Source organism: Paenibacillus violae (genome assembly GCF_032461945.1).
Classification (GTDB): domain Bacteria; phylum Bacillota; class Bacilli; order Paenibacillales; family NBRC-103111; genus Paenibacillus_E; species Paenibacillus_E violae.
In genome coordinates this window covers 1,240,631-1,259,575 of the sequence record NZ_JAWCUD010000001.1, presented here as the reverse complement: position 1 = coordinate 1,259,575, position 18,945 = coordinate 1,240,631, and the positions used below count along the sequence as shown (strand labels likewise).

The 18,945-nt window shown below is 43.2% G+C and carries 18 protein-coding genes and 1 pseudogene; 3 read left to right on the top strand and 16 right to left on the bottom strand.

The features are described 5' to 3' along the window. Window positions 1–23: 23 nt before the first annotated feature. Window positions 24–941 (bottom strand): phosphotransferase, encoded by a 918-nt coding sequence (locus RQP52_RS05685; protein WP_315949990.1) that lies wholly within the window; start codon window positions 939–941, stop codon window positions 24–26. 109 nt (window positions 942–1,050) lie between these two features. Next, a complete protein-coding gene (locus tag RQP52_RS05680) occupies window positions 1,051–1,614 on the bottom strand; it encodes a TetR/AcrR family transcriptional regulator (protein ID WP_127454207.1) in 564 nt (187 codons plus the stop codon). A 236-nt stretch (window positions 1,615–1,850) separates the two neighbouring features. On the opposite strand from RQP52_RS05680, the gene RQP52_RS05675 reads away from it, so the two are divergent. Next, window positions 1,851–3,338: an MFS transporter gene (locus RQP52_RS05675; RefSeq protein ID WP_315949989.1), complete on the top strand. Its 1,488-nt coding sequence runs from the start codon at window positions 1,851–1,853 to the stop codon at window positions 3,336–3,338. 95 nt (window positions 3,339–3,433) lie between these two features. Here RQP52_RS05675 and RQP52_RS05670 read toward each other — a convergent pair whose 3' ends face one another. From RQP52_RS05670 to RQP52_RS05660, 3 genes are all read right to left on the bottom strand, one after another. Then, a complete protein-coding gene (locus RQP52_RS05670) occupies window positions 3,434–3,943 on the bottom strand; it encodes a DUF402 domain-containing protein (RefSeq protein ID WP_315949988.1) in 510 nt (169 codons plus the stop codon). A 41-nt stretch (window positions 3,944–3,984) separates the two neighbouring features. After that, window positions 3,985–5,778 carry a protein adenylyltransferase SelO family protein gene (locus RQP52_RS05665; protein ID WP_315949987.1) on the bottom strand — a complete coding sequence of 598 codons (1,794 nt, stop codon included), beginning with the start codon at window positions 5,776–5,778 and terminating at the stop codon, window positions 3,985–3,987. 153 nt (window positions 5,779–5,931) lie between these two features. Continuing rightward, complete coding sequence (locus RQP52_RS05660; protein WP_315949986.1) at window positions 5,932–8,388, bottom strand: S9 family peptidase; 2,457 nt, start codon at window positions 8,386–8,388, stop codon at window positions 5,932–5,934. Between the two features lie 225 nt (window positions 8,389–8,613). On the opposite strand from RQP52_RS05660, the gene RQP52_RS05655 reads away from it, so the two are divergent. Further along, the gene (locus RQP52_RS05655) at window positions 8,614–9,840 is read left to right on the top strand and encodes an MFS transporter (protein ID WP_315949985.1); all 1,227 of its coding nucleotides are present in this window, start codon (window positions 8,614–8,616) and stop codon (window positions 9,838–9,840) included. Window positions 9,841–9,900: 60 nt separating this feature from the next. Here the strand turns inward: RQP52_RS05655 and RQP52_RS05650 are convergent. From RQP52_RS05650 to RQP52_RS05630, 5 genes and pseudogenes are all read right to left on the bottom strand, one after another. Further along, window positions 9,901–10,275 (bottom strand): annotated as a pseudogene (locus RQP52_RS05650) (VanZ family protein); the annotation flags it as partial. Window positions 10,276–10,344: 69 nt separating this feature from the next. Continuing rightward, window positions 10,345–11,208 carry a M15 family metallopeptidase gene (locus RQP52_RS05645; protein WP_315949984.1) on the bottom strand — a complete coding sequence of 288 codons (864 nt, stop codon included), beginning with the start codon at window positions 11,206–11,208 and terminating at the stop codon, window positions 10,345–10,347. 97 nt (window positions 11,209–11,305) lie between these two features. Next, the gene (locus tag RQP52_RS05640) at window positions 11,306–12,391 is read right to left on the bottom strand and encodes a sensor histidine kinase (protein ID WP_315949983.1); all 1,086 of its coding nucleotides are present in this window, start codon (window positions 12,389–12,391) and stop codon (window positions 11,306–11,308) included. Further along, window positions 12,384–13,079, bottom strand: a complete 696-nt coding sequence (locus RQP52_RS05635) for a response regulator transcription factor (RefSeq protein ID WP_315949982.1) — start codon at window positions 13,077–13,079, stop codon at window positions 12,384–12,386. The genes RQP52_RS05640 and RQP52_RS05635 overlap by 8 nt, the downstream gene beginning before the upstream one ends. A 48-nt stretch (window positions 13,080–13,127) precedes the next feature. After that, entirely contained in the window at window positions 13,128–14,300 is a 1,173-nt protein-coding gene (locus RQP52_RS05630; RefSeq protein WP_315949981.1) for an FAD-dependent oxidoreductase, read from the bottom strand. Between the two features lie 197 nt (window positions 14,301–14,497). On the opposite strand from RQP52_RS05630, the gene RQP52_RS05625 reads away from it, so the two are divergent. Next, complete coding sequence (locus tag RQP52_RS05625) at window positions 14,498–14,692, top strand: hypothetical protein (RefSeq protein ID WP_315949980.1); 195 nt, start codon at window positions 14,498–14,500, stop codon at window positions 14,690–14,692. Between the two features lie 593 nt (window positions 14,693–15,285). Here the strand turns inward: RQP52_RS05625 and RQP52_RS05620 are convergent. The 6 genes from RQP52_RS05620 to RQP52_RS05595 all read right to left on the bottom strand — a co-directional run bounded on the left by RQP52_RS05620 (window position 15,286) and on the right by RQP52_RS05595 (window position 18,927). Next, the gene (locus RQP52_RS05620; protein ID WP_315949979.1) at window positions 15,286–15,444 is read right to left on the bottom strand and encodes a YggL 50S ribosome-binding family protein; all 159 of its coding nucleotides are present in this window, start codon (window positions 15,442–15,444) and stop codon (window positions 15,286–15,288) included. A gap of 32 nt (window positions 15,445–15,476) precedes the next feature. Further along, complete coding sequence (locus RQP52_RS05615) at window positions 15,477–15,815, bottom strand: NucA/NucB deoxyribonuclease domain-containing protein (RefSeq protein ID WP_315950400.1); 339 nt, start codon at window positions 15,813–15,815, stop codon at window positions 15,477–15,479. 215 nt (window positions 15,816–16,030) lie between these two features. Then, on the bottom strand, window positions 16,031–16,291 hold the full coding sequence (locus RQP52_RS05610; protein WP_315949978.1) for a cyclic-phosphate processing receiver domain-containing protein: 261 nt from the start codon (window positions 16,289–16,291) through the stop codon (window positions 16,031–16,033). A 185-nt stretch (window positions 16,292–16,476) separates the two neighbouring features. Further along, complete coding sequence (locus RQP52_RS05605; protein ID WP_315949977.1) at window positions 16,477–17,397, bottom strand: hypothetical protein; 921 nt, start codon at window positions 17,395–17,397, stop codon at window positions 16,477–16,479. A gap of 234 nt (window positions 17,398–17,631) precedes the next feature. Then, window positions 17,632–17,865, bottom strand: coding sequence for a hypothetical protein (locus tag RQP52_RS05600; protein ID WP_315949976.1), 234 nt, complete (start codon window positions 17,863–17,865; stop codon window positions 17,632–17,634). A 279-nt stretch (window positions 17,866–18,144) separates the two neighbouring features. Further along, window positions 18,145–18,927: a phytanoyl-CoA dioxygenase family protein gene (locus RQP52_RS05595; protein ID WP_315949975.1), complete on the bottom strand. Its 783-nt coding sequence runs from the start codon at window positions 18,925–18,927 to the stop codon at window positions 18,145–18,147. Window positions 18,928–18,945: the final 18 nt, after the last annotated feature.

Here is an 18,945-nt window from a genome sequence, read left to right as displayed (position 1 = left end):
ATTATTTCTCCTTTGAAAACGCGCTAAGCATCAGCGAGCGCACGCGCAATTATTGTTTTTGCCTCTTCGGCAACTGCAGCCTCATGGTCGTCAATGGCCTGCATCCAGATCAACATGGGTATGTACACAGCAATTAAACGAGCTAAACGCTTCGTCTCTTCATCCACTTCCCCATACTCAGCAAAAAAACTCGCACGAGCACCAGGAGGCAAAAAGCTATAAACAACATTCAGATCACAGGCAGGGTGGCCAATATTCATATCACCCCAGTCAATAATACCAGAGATTAACCCCTGCTCATCGACAAGCATATTTTTAAAATGCAAATCACCATGCAGAAAGATATGACTTGGTTCTACTGGTTCTGTGTTTAGTTCATGCAAATAATCGGCCATTGCCTGATAATCTTCATCGCTGATATGAGCTCTAAGATCAGCCAGGAAAATTAGCATTTTCTCTTTTCGTAACGCTATATCGGTCAGATTTCTATGGTCAAATTGGATTCCGCTCTCTACGGCAAGTTGAACGGGAAAAGTATGAAGTCTTTTTAAAAATCGTGCAAGAATAGGTGCTGATAAAGTTCGTTGCTCATCCGTCAATCCAATAGGGAATTTGCCTATTAAATAAGGATATCCAAGAAAAGGTGCCGGATATTCATAATCGCCTTCACCAAAAAATAGCGGTTTAGAATAGGGAATAGGTATGTACGCCTCAAGCATCGGTAAAATTTTGCCTTCCATTTGCAATGGGGCAATGGCCACTTTTCTTCTTGGAAAACGGAAAACGAATTCATCACCAACGCGGTAAACGGTATTATCCCAGCCGTAACCAAGTTTATGTATCGTTAAATGCGCTAGCTGAGGAAACTGGCTAGAGATGAATTTCCTGGCTAAACCCTCTGAAACCTCCCACTCTGGATCCCACAGATTCGAACCTCCCAAATGCCTCTACCGCCTCTTCTTCAGTTTCATCTCAAAAAAAGAAAACCGCGCAATGCGCGGGTGATGAAAGATTTCTTATTCTCTGATTATTTGGAATATACGATCCATTTTAGACTAAAATGGCTTTCCAAGAAGCCTCTATCGTCTGTTGAATTTTGATATCCGTTAACTCAAATTTCTTCACATAGTAGCCTTTGACAATGGACGAAACAATTCCATACGTGATGGAATTGCAAAAATTCACATCTAATTCCCGAATGACGCCGTTTCGCTGCCCTTCTCTTATCAGAGCTAGAATCGCTTCACGAGAAACACTGTCATCTTCCAGTTTACGCAATTCAGGTTTGATGCAAGGCGAATAGGAATACGCATCGATGAATCGGAAATGCTTAGGGAATTCCACCGCGAAACGAATCCTGTTCGTATGAAGGCATTTAAAACGCTCATACAAGCTTAACTCAGCATCGTAACCCATCATCAAGTGATCTCCGAGAAGGATTCGACACTCCCGATACAGCTCATTGATAAGCTCTTCCTTATTGCTGAAATAATTAAAAACAGTACCCGAGCCTACATTCGCTCTTTTCATAATTTTCGCAAAAGTAACGGCCTGCAGTCCTTCTTCATCTATTAAATCCAACGTAGCATTCAAGATATCTTCTCGTTTACTCATTATACACACCTCGTTAACCTCAACTTTAGTATGTACAACTGGGATCGTCAAGTATTCGGAATGCATATTCTGTAATTTCATGGTTTTTTCACGAAAAATGCAGCGATGTGGCCGTGTTTTCGCTAAACTCTTCATTTTATTGGAATGTTCACTCCAAAAATATGTTGACTTCTTCTTTCTCAGGCTTTATGATGTGTTGGAACAAACACTCCAAAGATGAAAGGAAGATCACACAGATGTCTTCAACCACGCCAGCTTTAAATGGACGATTAAGCACCTCACCGATCGTTCTCGCCATTATACTTGCATGCCAACTAATGATTATTTTGGACGGCTCGATTGTGATTACTTCACTGCCGGAGATTGGACGCAACCTGCACCTGTCTGCAACAGATTTATCCTGGGTGCAAAATGCTTACTCGTTAACCTTCGGTGGGCTTCTCCTACTCGGAGCAAGAGCGGGCGATCTCTTAGGACGCAGACGTGTCTTCATGGCCGGCATCGCCGTATTCACGCTGGCTTCGTTAATTGCCGGCTTCGCCAACTCCGCTGAGAGCTTGCTAATCGCTCGATCGATTCAAGGCTTAGCCGCCGCTTTTGCCGCACCATCTACCCTTGCGCTGCTTATGGTTAGCTTTCCGGAAGGCAAAGAGCGGACGCGCGCAATCTCCCTTTACAGCGCCGTGTCCGGTGCCGGCGGGAGCGTGGGGCTTGTGCTCGGCGGCGTCCTGACAGATTTGATTTCTTGGCGCTTAGGCATGTTCATCAATGTACCTATTGGTATCGCACTTATCATCTTAGCTCCTCGTTATCTAAAAGAAACGCCGCGGCTTAACGGTCGGTTCGATATCACAGGCGCCGTCACTTCAACAGTCGGAATGACGTCCATCGTGTACGGCTTTGTCCGCGCAGCCTCTGACGGCTGGAGCAATGTTGGGACGATCGCATCATTCCTTATCGGGATCGTATTGTTAGCCGTCTTTATCCGTATCGAAAAGAAAGCCGAACAGCCAATTACACCGCTCCGCTTGTTTGCAAGCCGTGAACGCACTGGCGCCTATTTGGCAAGACTTCTATTTGTAGGCGGTATGTCTGCCATGTTCTTTTTTCTAACGCAATTCCTGCAAGGTGTAACGAACTTTAATGCGCTCGTTGCCGGTATTGCTTTTCTACCCATGACGGGCGTAATGTTCAGTATGGTATATGCCGTTCCTCGTTTGCTGTCACGCTTTGGAAGCACAAGATTAATGATCGGCGGCGTATTCCTTGCTCTTATCGGAATGTTCTGGTTAAGCCGTATCACCGTAAATACTTCCTATTTTCCAAATATCGCGATTCCGTTAGTGATTTTGGGTGTTGGCGCTGGGGTCGTCTTTATCCCCCTCACATCATCCGGGATCGCCGGTGTTGAACGCAGCGACGCAGGTGCAGCTTCCGGTCTTGTGAATGTCGCTCATCAAACGGGCGCTTCCTTGGGGCTTGCTATCTTGATTACCGTGTTTGGTTCAGCGAGCCGCGAAGCCGTTAATCATCCGCTTGCAGGAGCAGTGCAACAAGACCAAGCAAGGTATGTACTCGCTCACGCCTCTGCAGCTTCCATCACAGGATCTGTCGTCTTTATGGCGCTGTCGCTTATAGCCATTATTGTGCTCATTCAAAAGAAACGCACACCCCAAAAATTACAGTCTTCTCAAGTCGAAATTAGTGAAGTCAGTGTGCATTAATCCATTTGTGGAGAATAACTTGAGGAATCGGCGTTAATAGAAAAGAGGCTATCCCGCGGTCATGTCATGACCTTACGGACAGCCTCTTTTCTATTTTATTCGATCGGGACACGTGCAATATGCTTCGCTAGCGAGCCGTCAAAAGGGAACAGGTTATGACGAACCCGCTCCTTTAACCCTTCTAATTCCAGTCGAGCTTGATGAATCAAATCGGTTGGATAAGCAAACTTGATGGCATTGCTCGCAAATTCGTCTTCATCAACAACCATCCATTCGCCGCCTAATTGAATATAATCCAGATCTAAATCTACAAAGGAAACTGTATTCCCATCCAATTTGGCAGGTTGGTTAATATTGCAATAATACTGCCGGATCTTGCCACCGACGATGTCAGCACTTACCGTAAACCACGAATCAAATGAAAAAAATTCAATCGTCCACGTCTCCATCGTAAACACTTTTTGCTTCGTATAATGTTGCAACTGTCTTCCCTTTTGGCCCAAAACAAAAATGTAAGAATCCGTCTTTTCCAAAAGCGTTGTGTTCCATTCGTAATGAGGAACATTTCCGTATTTCAGCGCTTGAATCGTTATCTGCTTATCCATGGTGGTATCCTCATCGTTCTCCGTCGTTGTACGATTCATTCTTAGGTTCCGCAATAGGTCCGGTAAGGACGAGCAGTTTGTGCTGGCAGTACGGAATATTCCGATTGTTCGGCTGTATGCGCGAAAGGGTTTGAAAGAACTTGAAGAAGCCGCTCCATCACACGATAGTCTCCATGTTTTACTGCTGCTTCTAATGCTTCTTCTACCCGATGATTACGTGGAATAATGGCCGGATTGCTGGTGCGCATTAATTGCTGTGACAAGTCTTTCGTCTCCTGCTGTCTGCCTAATCTCGCCTGCCATTGCTCATACCACTGAGCGAATTCCGCGGTCCCGAAAAGGAACGTCTCCTCGGGTTTATCCAAGGTTAACGCACGGAACGTATTCGTGAAATCTTCCCCGTATTTATGCATCATACTGAGCAGCTCTTCGATTAACGTGACGTCTTGAACCTCTTCGTTAAAAATCCCCAATTTCGCTCTCATTCCTGACAGCCAATTCCGATGATACCGTTCCGAAAAATTAGCAAGCGCACTTTCAGCTATTTGTATCGCTTCTTCTTCATTCTCACTCAATAAAGGCAATAAGGTTTCAGCAAATCTTGCAAGGTTCCAAGCCGCAATGCGCGGCTGATTGCCATAGGCATAGCGCCCCTGCGAATCAATGGAACTGAACACGGTAGCCGGGTCATACACATCCATGAAAGCGCAAGGACCATAATCGATCGTTTCACCGCTAAGCGCCATGTTGTCTGTGTTCATCACGCCATGAATAAACCCAACAAGCTGCCATTTGGCAATAAGATTAGCCTGACGTTTAATCACTTCATTTAACAGGGACAGGTACCGGTTCTCATCCGCCTCAACTTCTGGAAAATGCCTCTGCAACGTGTAATCAGCCATGGCTTGAAGATCCTGAGGAGTGCCAAATTTTGCCGCAAATTGAAAAGTACCAACACGTATATGACTAGCAGCTATACGGGTAACAATTGCTCCTTGTTGCTCGGTTTCACGATACACGGTTTCACCTGTCGCAACCACCGCTAAACTGCGGGTTGTTGGGATACCTAATGCGCTCATCGCTTCACTTATAATATATTCACGCAGCATCGGACCAAGCGCCGCTCTACCATCCCCACCGCGGGAGTAAATGGTAGGTCCTGCCCCTTTTAGCTGAATATCAACTCGGTCGCCTTGAGGAGTAATATGTTCGCCGAGCAAATTAGTCCGGCCGTCCCCTAACATATTAAAATATCCAAATTGATGCCCTGCATAAGCTTGAGCAAGTGGCGAAGCACCTTCAGGGATTTGGTTGCCTCCGAAAATCTCCGCGCCATCAGCTCCTTGAAGCTCCTGGATATCTAAACCTAGTGATACAGCCAACCTATCGTTGAAAATCACGATTTCTGGTGAAGGAACAGGAGTCGGATTGATCCGGCTATAAAATAGTTTAGGCAGACGAGCATAACTGTTGTCAAAATTCCAGCCGCGCTCTTTTTCGTCCTCCTGTTTTGACAATTCGGCCTGCCAAGCACGCATTCCGCCATCGACGGTGATCGCGTCAAACCCCTTCTCACGCAGTATAATGGCACAATTCGTCCCAGAGTTACCACCTGAACAAGTGACGTACACCGTTTTGCCTCCTGCGATTTTTTGAAGTTCGGCTGCGGTACTTTCTGACCAGTTGTTAATTTTACCTTTTTCAATGTGTACGCGATGAAGATTATTATGCTCTGGTGTATATTCAGAAGCGGTTTCATTGCTACGGACATCGAGCAACAGGACTTCTTCTGTTTCTAGTTTTTTAAACAATTCAGGGATTGATATTTTGTCCACGGTAGCCTCCTATAACAAATAAACGAGATTGAATTCATTCATTAATCATATCACCCGCTTACTTCTCCAGCAAATCAGCGCTTAGTAAACAAAAAAAGTGCCAAACAACCTCACAAAATCGAGGTTCTTGGCACTAAGATATGTAATACGCGATTATGTGGATTTTTTCTTGTTTTTCACATTTTTATTTAAGAAATGAATAAGTGCTTCATAAAAGTCGCGTACGTTTTCCTGTTTTTGATACCCATGACCCTCATTCTTCTTCAGCATGTAAGGGACATCTACATCCAATTTGCGCAGCGCGGCCACCATTTGATCCGATTCTGCTCTATTCACTCTAGGATCATTTACACCTTGTGCGATCATTAGCGGCGCTTTTATTTGGTCGACATGCAGGACCGGCGATGCCGCTTCAAGCAGTTTCTTATCTTTGACAGGGTCACCGACCTGCTGATACATCATCGAACGGTCCATGGACCAGTATGGCGGAATCGTGTTCAAGAAGGTAATCAGATTGGAAGGTCCTACGAAATCCACACCCGCAGCATACAAATCAGGCGTAAACGTCATCCCTGCCAATGTCGCATATCCACCATAGGATGCTCCATAGATGGCAATGCGCTCAGGATCAGCAGTTCCCCTTTTAATCAACCAATTCACACCGTCCGTGATATCGTTTTGCATGGTTTTCCCCCACTGCTTATCTCCCGCGTTCATGAAGGCTTTCCCGTAACCTGATGACCCACGGAAATTCATCTGCAACACCGCATACCCTTGACTCGCCAGTAGTTGAGCTTCCATATTGAAATCCCAGGAATCGCGAGCCCACGGTCCACCATGCGGGTTGATAACAACGGGCAATTTGTTAGGAGCTGCGCCTTGGGGGAGCGTTAAGTACCCGTGAATCGTTAGTCCATCTCTACTTTTAAAAGATATCGGCTGCATTTTCGCCATCTTCTTTTCATCTAACTTTGGTTGTACGTCTGCAACTTTGTCAATCTTATCCGTTTTACGGTCGTAGAGATAATAGCTGCCATAAGATGTATCGCTATATGTGTATAGCAGCAAGACATCCCTGTCCGGCGATCCGATCAAATTCCAATGAGCAGTTTGAAGTTTGTCCTCGATTTTGTGGAACAACGTTTCAAATTCATGATCCAAGGCCTGTAACTTCATCTCTTCCGTCTCATAGGTGACGGCCGCAATGGATTTGTTCTTATAGGACACGATAAAATTAGTGAGATCCACCTCATCATTGACATAAATGACTTCCGTCTCTTTCTTGGTAAGCGGGTCATATTTCACGAGAGCCTGCTTATCGCGCCCTACATTGGAAACAGCGTAGATTTGCTCGTCATTGAACGTAAACATAGCCGGAATAAAGGTATCTTTGCGATCAAACGTATCAATTTTATCAAAATCTTTGCTTTCATTTTCACGATATAGAAGGTTAGTGGTTTCACCGTCTACAGCTATTGCGGCACGAACCTCTCCCCAGTTATCCGTTACCCAAAATTTGACGTTTCCAGGATTCTGCACCTGCAAATTTGTATCACCTGTACTGAGCTTAACCCTATAAACGTCCATCACTTTGGGATCACGCTTATTCATAGTTAGCAATAACTCAATATCGCTTTCAGTCTTGGAAGGCAACACATCCAGAAGATCAGCTTTTACATTCGTATATGGCGTTAAGTCTTTTTCACCTGACCCGTCAACGTTCACTACATAAATATGTGTGTTTTCCGTACCGCCTTTATCCATCTTGTAAATCAACACTTTATCGGTAATCCAATATATGCTATCAATATTCTCGTCTTTGGAGCTCGTGATTCTCGTACTTTCCGACTCTCCAACCTTTTGGATATATAGGTTCATGCGGTTTTCCCATGGTTGTAAATAAGCTAACGACTTACTATCAGGGGATAGCCGCATTTGGGCTTTATTCGGTAGTTGCAAAAAGTCATCCAGTGAACCAGGACCCTGCCCTGTTTCTTCTTTTTGAGAAATCGTTCGGAATAAAAATAAGACTAACTGAGCGCGAGTTACCTGATCCTGCGGCATAAACGTTAATTGCTCAGTAATAAAATTTTGCTTTAACTTCAAGACATCGTCATGATGCGCTTTGCCGATCGTTGCTTCATCCTTAAGCCATGTTTGGATGCCGTTATCCTTCAGTTGGAAAGCACGCACCAGCAAGCTTGACATCTGTTCGCGTGTCAAGAGCGCATCGGGTTGGTACATGCCATCGCTGCCTTGCACAATGTTTTGTTCTTTCAATGCATTGACTGCTTCTGCATAAGGGCTATTTGCTGCAACGTCCGTAAAACCATTCAACGTTGTCGGCTTTTTGAGCTTGAGCGCTTTGCTCAGCCATTTAGCGGCATCTCCGCGAGTAACGGCATCGTCCGGATGAAAGCCTCCGTCATCTTCGGCATCCACGATACCTTTCTCTTTGAGATGAGTTATCTCTTGACTTGCATAATAATCTGCCGGCACATCCGGATATGCCACTGCATCGCTGTTTGCCTGTGCCCCGATTGGTAGCGAAATGGCCGCTATCCATACTGCCGCCAACAAGGAAGCTACCCCTTTTCGAAATGAAACCATCCTGACCCATCATCCTCCTGTAAAATACATGCGACAACAAAAATACGGAACGAGTCCCATTATATCCCAACAATTGAGAAGTTGATAGACTTGTAGAGTAGAAAAGTAATAGGTAAAATTACCCATAACAATTGCATGATATTCCTTTAGGCTTTCACATGTATGAAATCGGAATATAGGTGGAAGATAGAGGTAACAGTCTGAGGATGGGAGCCGTATACGAACATGAGTAAATCAACATTGCTGCAGGAATCAGCAAAACGCAAATTACTTTTCAGCGCGGGGATAAGCTGGTTATTTGATGCCATGGATGTAGGGATTATTTCCTTTATCGTCGCCGCTTTGGCTGTTGATTGGAAATTGGGAGCACAGCAAATTGGCCTATTGGCAGCCATCAATTCAATAGGAATGGCTGTTGGTGCAGCCGTTGCCGGAGCAAGTGCAGATCGCTATGGCCGTAGATCCGTGCTTTTGGTAACCCTGCTGATTTTTTCTGTCGCAAGCGGACTTTCTGCAATAGCAACCGGTTTCATCATGTTATGTATCCTGCGTTTCATCACTGGATTCGGTCTTGGCGGGGAGCTGCCCGTAGCTTCTACACTTGTTTCTGAGTCATTTTCCGCTACAGAAAGAGGACGGGCTGTGGTGCTGCTCGAAAGCTTTTGGGCATGCGGATGGATTATCGCGGCTTTAATTTCCTATTTTGTTATTCCTGCATATGGCTGGAGAGCGGCATTTCTCATAGGTGCGCTGCCGGCCTTATATGCCTTATACCTAAGAAGAGCGATTCAAGATTCGCCGCGCTTTAATGAGCAACGAAGTCGCCGTTTAACGCTCAAAGAACGTGCCTCCTCCGTCTGGTCGGCAAATTTCCGGAAATCAACGATTACGCTCTGGATTCTCTGGTTTGTCGTTGTTTTCTCCTATTACGGCATATTTCTGTGGCTTCCATCTGTCATGGTGTTGAAGGGCTTTAGTCTTGTAAAAAGTTTTCAATATGTGCTGATCATGACGCTAGCACAGCTTCCGGGCTATTTCACTGCGGCTTATTTTATCGAGAAATTCGGTCGTAAGTTCGTTCTCGTCACTTACTTGCTGTTAACAGCTTTTTGCGCGATTTGGTTCAGTACGGCCGCTACAGAAGCCATGCTGATTGCCGCAGGGATTAGCCTATCCTTTTTCAATCTTGGCGCTTGGGGAGCCATGTATGCGTATACCCCCGAGCTATACCCTACTCGTGTCCGCTCGACAGGCGTTGGTTTTGCAGCATCCTTTGGACGTGTCGGAGGCATCATAGGTCCTTATCTTGTAGGATTATTGGTGTCTCGACATCACAGCATTACCTCGATATTTACTATTTTCTTCATTGCCATCGTATTCGGAGCGCTGGTTCTTCTGTTCTTCGGCAAAGAAACGAAAGGAACCGATCCGGATCAAGCCGCTAGCAGCTAACATGAATTTGAATACGCAGAAGCCCAACAACCCGCCGGACGTATTTAAGATAAGATCATCCACATCAAAGCTGCCGATAGAAAATAGAACTTGTGAGCATTCCAAGCTCAAACTTAAAGCAAAGGATCGAAACCCTACGCCTATCATTGACATCTTTGATTTTTTGGACAAAATCATCAAGAAAACGCCATAAGGAATGAATATCAAGATATTTCCGTACAAATTGATAATGTCATGGCTGGATAAACTTTGAATGTTGTGCGAGATGGACTCGAATGGACGGAAGTTAGCCGTTTGCAAGCGATGCCGGATATAGATCGGATTCCCTAGATTTCTCTGAAGTTGATGCCAGAGGAAAGGGATATCAACCGAAGCAAACTTAAATAAGATAATTTTAACCACCACGTAGATATAAATGGCAAATATCCCGGACATCACAGTGTCATACATGAATTTCAATTGTTTCAACCTGTATCCTCACCTTTCCTGAGTTTTTAATGCCATTTATAAAAATACAGTAACAATAACGCCATCCATGTTGTTGCCGGAGAGCTCGTATTTAAGCTTGCTTGGTACTTGAATGGTTGTATTTTTTGAAATCGGATGATAAGAAATTTCATATTTGACACCGAGAACAGTCGTTGTTAAAGTCTGCTGTTGTTTCAGGAAATCTAAATACTGTTCCAGCGTTAAATTTTTTTGCTGCATAATCAGGCTATGGGGCACTCCAACATATCGGAAATGCCAAGGTTCATACTGGATGCCGGTAATCGCGGTTTTATCCTTGGGATAACGCAAAATAAACCCGTAGGTCGCAGCATTCTTCTTCAGCCAATTCCCTTCAGGAGCTTGACTCATTTCCGATTGCCTCGAACCAATATCAAGAGCGATACCTAAATTGTGCTCGCTATTCCCTGCCGGCAAAGCATAATCCGGGCCCATATCTTTATACAACTTACTTTGTTCTTTATTATCCCGGTAGCCGCTGTTAATGATAAAATGATGAATTCCCTCTTTATCAGCCGCTTGGATCATGGTGGTAAAATTTTTCACGATGCTTTGTGATAAGCGAATCGTGTTATCCAATAAACCATAGCCATCGACCAATTCTTTATGCTGAAAAAGATTAACCACATCCGTGAGAATCCCTACCTGGTGGATCGGGTAATCCTTATTAATTAAGACTAAATTCCCTTGGTATATTTGATCTTTCATAATCTTAATCGTTTGTTCGCTTTTTTGGGGAATCGACTCTTGAATGTCAACTTTTTCTCCCCCTTGTTCTTCATTTACACGCTCCGTTTTCTGGTGAATGGCTTCATAACCAAGCAGTGCAAGTATGACAAGCCAAAAAACCCACTTCTTCATTCTTCGTTTCCTCCTTCTTCTTACTAGACATAAGAATAGGGCAAACTTTTTAAGAAAGAAGTGGGTTAAAATTAAAGTTTTTCTTAAATTTCTCTCATTAAAGCGGTAAACGCACCTCAAAGAGCGTGCGAACCAAGCTGCTCTGGGCAGTTATCGTTCCTTGATGCTGTTCCACGATATTTTTGGCTATGAAGAGACCGAGTCCCGTACTTCCCCCTTGATGCGTGCGGGCCCGGTCACCGGTGTAGAACATATCAAAAATATGCGGCAGCTCTTCCGAAGGAATACTATCGCCATAATTAACAACTTGGACGACAGCTTCCCCTGCATCAAGATAACAGTTGAAATCCACGAATTGGCCGTCTTTTCCGTACCGATTCGCATTCGTTAATAAATTTTCAAAAACACGTGCGAGCAGCTCGCCATCACCCCGAATTTGCAAATGCGGTTCAATATTTAGTCTAACCAAGAGGTGACTTTTCTCGAAAACAGGATACAATTCCTCATTAAGCTGAATGAGAAGATCACTCAGATCGATTTGCTTTTTCTCAATGGAAAGCATGCCGTAATTCATCCTTGTGAGTTCAAACAGTTCGTCGATAAGCTTCTCCAGCCGTTTGGACTTCGTAAAAGCAATCGTTGTATAATGCCTGATTTGTTCCGCCGTCAATTGATTGTCCTGAAGCAGAAAATCTAAATAACCTAAGACCGAGGTTAGTGGTGTCCGCAAATCATGAGCTAGATTTAAGACCAGCTGATCTTTGCTGCTTTCCGCGAAATCGCCCCGCTCCACCGCTTTTTGCAGCTTCTCACTTGCCATATTGATATCTTCCGCAATTTCTCTGAACTCATCATTCGATGAAATGTGAACTCGGCTTTGAAAATCCCCGTTAGCGAGACGATGAATCCCTGTGGAAATCTCATGAAAATAGGTAGCATAAGGTTTGGTAAGGAAAAAGAAACAAACAATCGCTAGAGGGATAAAAAAGATGAGAAAGAAATTAAAATCCCCAATATTCGAGATAAAATGGCGTAATTTCGCCAAAGGATCTTCGGCCCGAACACCGCTGTAGTAAAGCTGAAGGACTTTATAAAGGATGAAGGTGAAAGCGCCGGACAAAAGCATGCTCATTCCTAATAGAACGATCATTTGGAAGCGGAAACTTCGTATCATTTTAGCCATTGAATGTATATCCCACACCCCAAACGGTTTTGATCCATTTGTTTTTATTGTTCTCATCTTCACCTAGTTTTTTGCGTAGGGTACGGATGTGCACCATGACGGTGTTGCCACTTTCATAAAAGGCTTCGCCCCATACGTGTTGGAAAATATTTTCCACACTGAAAACTTTTTTGGAATGAGCCGCCAAAAGGTAGAGGATATCAAATTCTTTCGGTGTTAACTCAATGTTTTCACCATATAGATTCACTGTCCGCTTATCAGGGTCAATCGTCAGTCCGCCTGCTTCCAGCAGGTTATGGTCGACTTTGGGTTGACTTAACTGCATGGACCGTCGCAAATGAGCGTTCACTCGAGCGACCAGTTCCATCGGATTGAACGGCTTGGTCATGTAATCGTCGGCTCCAATCACCAATCCCGTTATCTTATCCAAGTCCGATGATTTGGCGCTAAGAAAAATGATCGGCATTTGATGCTTTTCACGTATTTGCCGAGTCACTTCATGTCCGTCCAACTTCGGCATCATGATATCCAGAATAGCCAAATCTATCGAATGAGATTGAATCGCATGAATAGCTTCTTTGCCATCCGCCGCTTTGATAATTTGGTACCCTTCTCTTTCTAAATGCAGCGCAATCAGGTCGGCAATCTCAGCCTCATCATCTGCGACTAATATTGTAATTCGTTTCATCGATATCCCTCTTCTATTTAAAATGCTTCATTCCTATTCTATCCGAATTCAGCGCATTTGCCCATTCTCCCTCTCATGGTATTGATTCATCAGATCCGCCAACTTGCGCGCAGCATCGTCCGAAAAGCAAAGCTTCAGATTCGCATCGGATACCTCTGCTGAAATGGACGAGTAGGCATACATCTTCTCCTCGTAGGCTTGAACAGCCGTGTTCAAGTCATCGTGCTGAACGATGGACAACGCCAGCTCAGCGGCATCTAACATCGCTAAATTTACGCCTTCGCCAGCAAAAGGGGACATCAGATGCGCGGCATCTCCAATCAGGGTGACACCAGGTTTATGCGTCCATTGGAGTCCAACCGGCAGACTATAGATACGTCTAGGCACTATTGGCCCATCTGCGGAACGGATATAATCGGTCAGTGAAGCATCCCAATCGCTAAAATACTCCAGCAGCTGCTTTTTCGCTTCTTCAGGCTGATCAAACGGGATACCGCAAGTATCCAGCCATTCGCGTTCAGCTTCAAATGCCGCATATACACAAATTCGGCCATCTCCATTCAACTGACTCAATATGCCTTTATGATCCGCAAGGGCGAACATTTTGCCGCGTCGATTAAAAGCAGCCAGTTTCGGATGTGCGACAGCGGCATTTTCAACATATAGTTCAACCATGCTTAGTCCGCTGTAGGCAGGAACTGATTCTGTAAGCAGCGGACGAATACGGGAAAATGCCCCGTCTGCGGCTACGACAAGGTGAACAGTGTCCACATGCCCATTTTGAAAATGCAGTTCGTGCATCCCATCATCCGTAGGAATAGCCTGAACTAAATCGTGACCCCACTGAATGGTGCCAGGGTCGATAGCGTTTAACAACAGATCCCGCAGCGTCCCGCGATCGATTTCGGGTCTATCCCCCTCATGGGACTCCGCCACTTCATCCATATACAGATTGCCGAATTTATCGAGAAGTTTGAAATCTTCTCCTTCATATCGGGCGAGCGTCTCAAATTGTTCGATTAAGCCAGCTTCTCTGAGTGCTTTCTGTCCAGAATCGGAATGGATATCTAAAGAACCGCCTTGTTTGCGGCTTGAAGGTGATGTTTCACGTTCATAAACGGTAGTTTTGATACCATGCTGCTGTAAAATCCGGGACAACGTCAGTCCTCCAGGACCTGCTCCTACGATAGCAATGCGTTGCTGGTCTTTTGTTGTGTTCATACGAATCGACCCCTCGTCGTTAGATTTTAATTATCAACTGACCCGAGTATACGACTGCTTTTTAAACTGAAAATAAACGAGGAAGTTTCAATGGGTGTCACGTTTCTACAACTTTCACATACATCATAGTTTACAATAAAATAACCACCATCAAGCAAATCCTGCAGCCGATGTAGAATGTACCAGGGAGAGCTCTCATGAAAAAGAATCATATTGTCATCGCAATTACATGTCTTTTCTTTGCAGGAGCTATTGTTGGATTGGGTTTAATGGAAGATAATAACGAAACAGAACCGATCGTCAAGACGCAAACCAATGATTTGCCGAACAAAAAACTTTATGGATTTATATTTTATGAGGAACCTGCCTCTTACATTTCATATCAAAAGTAGGGAACATTAACTTTGACCTCCCTACTGCATTCTGTGTTCAAAGACTTTCAAATTGGGTATCCGTCAGCTTCTCGCTGAGCTTCCAAAGTTTAGTTGCATATTCAGGGTCATTGGCCCATGGACGTACTCCATAACCTTTGGCGTAGTGTTGTATTGGGAGAATCAAAACGGTTTTCCCTAATCAACAGAACCGAACAAAGTCCCAAATATTATTTCAACTGTACTTGGTTTTGTAAATGATCAAACTCAAAAATCATTTAAGGCTCAGAAAGTTATAATTAGTACAGAAGACAATAAGACTCTTTCTACAAAGACTAACCCAATTAAGTAATTCATGCCTCCAATTTGGGGGCTTTTTTATATATCCGTTTTATTGGGAGTCCTCAGTTCCGAAGTTTCACGAGAATGAAAACCTTCGATGAATTCTAAGCACTTCCCACGCATTGTGGGCATTACAATATGATGTTAAATAGAATTGCGAAACCATAAATAAGAGCTATAAATAGAAAGACAAAAAAAAGAACGAGAGCTATTGCATATAGTAACCTTTGCACTGTCTTGACACGCTCCCATGATTCCTCAATTTTATTAATTCAAGTTGCCACAAAAAACTCATTTACTTGCTTTGTGCCACCACCAAATTGCCAACCTTTTGACTCAATAAACTCAATAAATGCATCTAAGAATTCATTGTGTCCTAAATCACCTTCATCTGCAAAAATCGAACCATTAATTTCAACACCTTTTTGCATTTTTAATAGTCACCTTCCTATTTCGATTAGAATTACTTCACAACAATCTTAACCTTTGTTCCATCTGAATATTTTTCTAGTTGATTTGAAATCCAAGATCCAGCACCCCTATTATCTTCAGGAGTGACATACATGATATCTGCCCCTTTTCCACCTTCCGCACACATAGCCATTGGAAATTCGTCGCGGTCAAATCCCTTCTTTATAGGTACACCTTTCAAAGACTCCTTACGATTCTCCTCTGCACTTTTTCGATCAATGGTACAAATATTACTCTTACCATGCTCTTCTGCTGATTTGATGTGTGCTGCTGTTTCAGGGTAGCGTTCATTGGGAACAACAATTGTTAATGCAACACTGTCGGTTTGCATTACGTTACTATTAGATGTTTGTAAGCTATAGTATGAAATTCCAATTACAATAATCAATCCTAAAAAAGTGAGATAATTCTTCTTAATGCTGGATCCACCCTTCCAATTAAAGATTCATTTCATTCGCTTCCAGAGTATTTATTAACTGTAATAGGATAGTGATAAATTTCTATATCTGGATCAATGAAGCCTCGACGTTGAGCAGCTAGAAGTGTTCAATACATGTTTTTACGTCCAACAGGATTATCGGTATGAAGATATATCTTATTAGCTCGTAGCCCTTGTTCGCAAATGTATTTAACAAAATCATAACCATTGCGCATTTCTTTACCTTCTGTATCTTCTCCAAGGTCGTGATCTAATGTTAGAATATTAATCTCGTTATTTTCAATAAGCTCTACAGCTTCAACATATGTTCTTGCAACTGTAAAACCGTCTGGACAATCTCGAAGGTCATCTACGTATAAATTATTCATGTTTTCACCTCACCCATGAAAGGCACGTTTTAATCATTTCTTTAAACTATTGTTGTTTGGCATAAAAAGCTTTCGACTAAAGTAAGCAAAAGATCTGTAACTAATTTCTCTAGCTCAAACACTAGTCCCTCTTTCTCGTCATCTCATGCTCCGCTTTTAGTTAAAATATCTATTTTATAACTGTTCTATTTCTTTTTCTCTTCCTCTTTTTCATCATCCACTTTTCGCTTTTTAGTATTTTCTTCGTCATCTTTATTGTCATTTTCACTTTCGTTAACAGGAGCTTCTCTTTTTGACTTTAATCCTTTTAGTTTTTCTTGGAATCGTGCATATCTATTAGCAAACATATCTTGATCAACATCTAAACGCCCATCCTTTGCTTTATTTGCCCTAAAGAATGGAAACCACTTAGCAGCAATTTCTTCCGCTGATAAATCATATCTTCCTGAATCTTTGACTAGGTCAATAATTATGTTATTGGTGGTAGCATTTCGTCTCTTCTTTCTCACTTCCTCCTCAGCCGCCGCTGCGATTCTAGCGGCATTCTCTTGGTTTTGCAAAACAACATCTTCATTCGCAGCTTTTATTTCAGAATAGTGTTCAATACCATCTAACATATCTTGGTATTGATCAGCATATCCGCTAAGTCTTCTTTCATCACCCCTATTTAAAGGGGTATCAATTAGAACACCTTCATCAGTATAATATGCACGATTTCGGCCTTCATCTTCTGTAATGTGAAAGGAAGAAACCCATCTAGGACTAATGTAGTTGTACTTCAATGGACCAGCAAAATCTGGTGAATCAGGGAATACTGTTGCATGAACTCTTGGAGTAAGTTCTTGCACTCTGCTATCTGTACCTTGTTTGTTATGTGGAACCTCACTGTATAATCTTTTAGCTTGAATAACATTGTTATTTCCAAGTAATTGTCCCACCATTTTATTTCCAATAGTCCGTTGAAGCTGTGTAATTATATTGCCTGAGAGATTCCCAAGAGGCGCATTGTTACTCTTTGTTTCTTTCTTGATGTCGTTGTTATTGTTGTTAGATCGGTGAGCGTTTGCTTCTTGATTAGGTTTATGATTATTACCATCTCGTATCATGCCAACTCTCCATTCAAAGTACAATTATAAAATAACTGTTTAATCGTAAAACCGCCAAGCATCGCTATCCATTTGAAAAACCTCAACCAACTTAAATCATCTGGAATAGATTCAGGTGCGTATTTTATCAAATGATTATTTAAAGAATCCACTAGTATTGAAGCATCTAGTTTTATAACAGTCTATATAATTTAACTTCGTAATCTTCAAACGTTGACTCTATGATCTTCTCTACTACAGACCACTCACCATAAGCAAGGCCCAGCCAATATTATGAGGAAGAGCAACAGGTAAACGATTTGTCATTGCAATATGCATTAATTCAACTATGGCCTTCTGAAATGCTTCATAATCAGTATATCTCACATTTGATCTTCCATAATTCAATTGTGAGTATATATCAGCTATCTGTTTGCTATTTGATTGCCACACCATCTGACATTCACCTAGTAACCTTTCTGGATTCATTGCGTCACATTGCTCCCATAACGCCTCTACAATTAACCTGATGCGTCTTCAGAGCAACTCATTATATCTCCATCAATCACCCGAATACTCACGTTTTCACACCTCATTTTCCATAGAAAGAATGCTTTTATCCCCAATTTTATCAACTCTATGCTACAATTCACTTATACTATTCCCTTTATTTTCCTTACCTCAAATATAACACAACCAATTACCGATCGTAAAAAGCCCAAGATGAACGTCCATCTTGGGCTCTTTTCATTATGTGCGTTACAGACATCATTCATTCTCAAATTGCACAGGATAGTTGGCTCCAAAAGGCGCGTCCGGTCTTTCGAATTCTCCCATGAGATAACGCCGCGTCGGTGTTGTGCGCGCTAGAAACTCCTGATTGTTCCCAAATCGATCGGAGCACCGTACCCACGGCGGGCTATAAATATAGTGCATCGTGTAACGGTCATAATCACCGTCGTGCGCATATGTGCGATGCCAAACTGCATTGTGAAAAAATAAGACTGACCCTGCTGGCGCACAGATAACATGGCCGATTGGCACGTCTTCCCTGTTCGATCGAATCGAGTCCGGCAGCTGAACCTGGCTTCGATGGCTTCCCGGGATAAGCTCCATATTTCCGGTTCGCGGTACCATCTGATCCGTCAGTAAAAAGGAAGCGCGCAGCTGAAGCAGGGGAATCGGATAGCCAAGCTTACGAAAGTCGTAAGCGCCCGATCCGTCTTGATGCCATCCGCCTACGCCACCGAAAGCTGGCTGTTTCGTACACCAGCCGGACTGCATAATAAACCGATCACCATAAAGCGCTCTGACTTTGGGCAGTATAGCCGGATGATCGATCAGTCGCTCTAAGGATATTTCAGTTTCATATCCTCTTCCCACCTGTGCCCAGCCGGTCGTGCCGGTTGATTGATGTAAACGAATGGAAGCTTCCAGACATTCATTGACTTCCTCTTGCGAGAGAACATTTGGAATCAAGAGATAGCCCCAAGATTCAAATGTGAACCGATCTAATTCCGTAAACTCTCCTGGACTCGAAATGGGATTCATACGATAACTCCTCCTTAT

Bases quoted from the DNA above. Each gene is read 5' to 3' on its own strand.
- RQP52_RS05620 (WP_315949979.1), bottom strand. From the start codon at position 15,444: ATGCAAAAAGGTGTTGAAATTAATGGTTCGATTTTTGCAGATGAAGGT.
- RQP52_RS05655 (WP_315949985.1), top strand. From the start codon at position 8,614: ATGAGTAAATCAACATTGCTGCAGGAATCAGCAAAACGCAAATTACTT.
- RQP52_RS05630 (WP_315949981.1), bottom strand. From the start codon at position 14,300: ATGAACACAACAAAAGACCAGCAACGCATTGCTATCGTAGGAGCAGGT.
- RQP52_RS05600 (WP_315949976.1), bottom strand. From the start codon at position 17,865: ATGAATCCAGAAAGGTTACTAGGTGAATGTCAGATGGTGTGGCAATCA.
- RQP52_RS05605 (WP_315949977.1), bottom strand. From the start codon at position 17,397: ATGATACGAGATGGTAATAATCATAAACCTAATCAAGAAGCAAACGCT.
- RQP52_RS05645 (WP_315949984.1), bottom strand. From the start codon at position 11,208: ATGAAGAAGTGGGTTTTTTGGCTTGTCATACTTGCACTGCTTGGTTAT.
- RQP52_RS05615 (WP_315950400.1), bottom strand. From the start codon at position 15,815: ATGCAAACCGACAGTGTTGCATTAACAATTGTTGTTCCCAATGAACGC.
- RQP52_RS05610 (WP_315949978.1), bottom strand. From the start codon at position 16,291: ATGAATAATTTATACGTAGATGACCTTCGAGATTGTCCAGACGGTTTT.
- RQP52_RS05680 (WP_127454207.1), bottom strand. From the start codon at position 1,614: ATGAGTAAACGAGAAGATATCTTGAATGCTACGTTGGATTTAATAGAT.
- RQP52_RS05625 (WP_315949980.1), top strand. From the start codon at position 14,498: ATGAAAAAGAATCATATTGTCATCGCAATTACATGTCTTTTCTTTGCA.
- RQP52_RS05675 (WP_315949989.1), top strand. From the start codon at position 1,851: ATGTCTTCAACCACGCCAGCTTTAAATGGACGATTAAGCACCTCACCG.
- RQP52_RS05595 (WP_315949975.1), bottom strand. From the start codon at position 18,927: ATGAATCCCATTTCGAGTCCAGGAGAGTTTACGGAATTAGATCGGTTC.
- RQP52_RS05635 (WP_315949982.1), bottom strand. From the start codon at position 13,079: ATGAAACGAATTACAATATTAGTCGCAGATGATGAGGCTGAGATTGCC.
- RQP52_RS05640 (WP_315949983.1), bottom strand. From the start codon at position 12,391: ATGGCTAAAATGATACGAAGTTTCCGCTTCCAAATGATCGTTCTATTA.
- RQP52_RS05670 (WP_315949988.1), bottom strand. From the start codon at position 3,943: ATGGATAAGCAGATAACGATTCAAGCGCTGAAATACGGAAATGTTCCT.
- RQP52_RS05660 (WP_315949986.1), bottom strand. From the start codon at position 8,388: ATGGTTTCATTTCGAAAAGGGGTAGCTTCCTTGTTGGCGGCAGTATGG.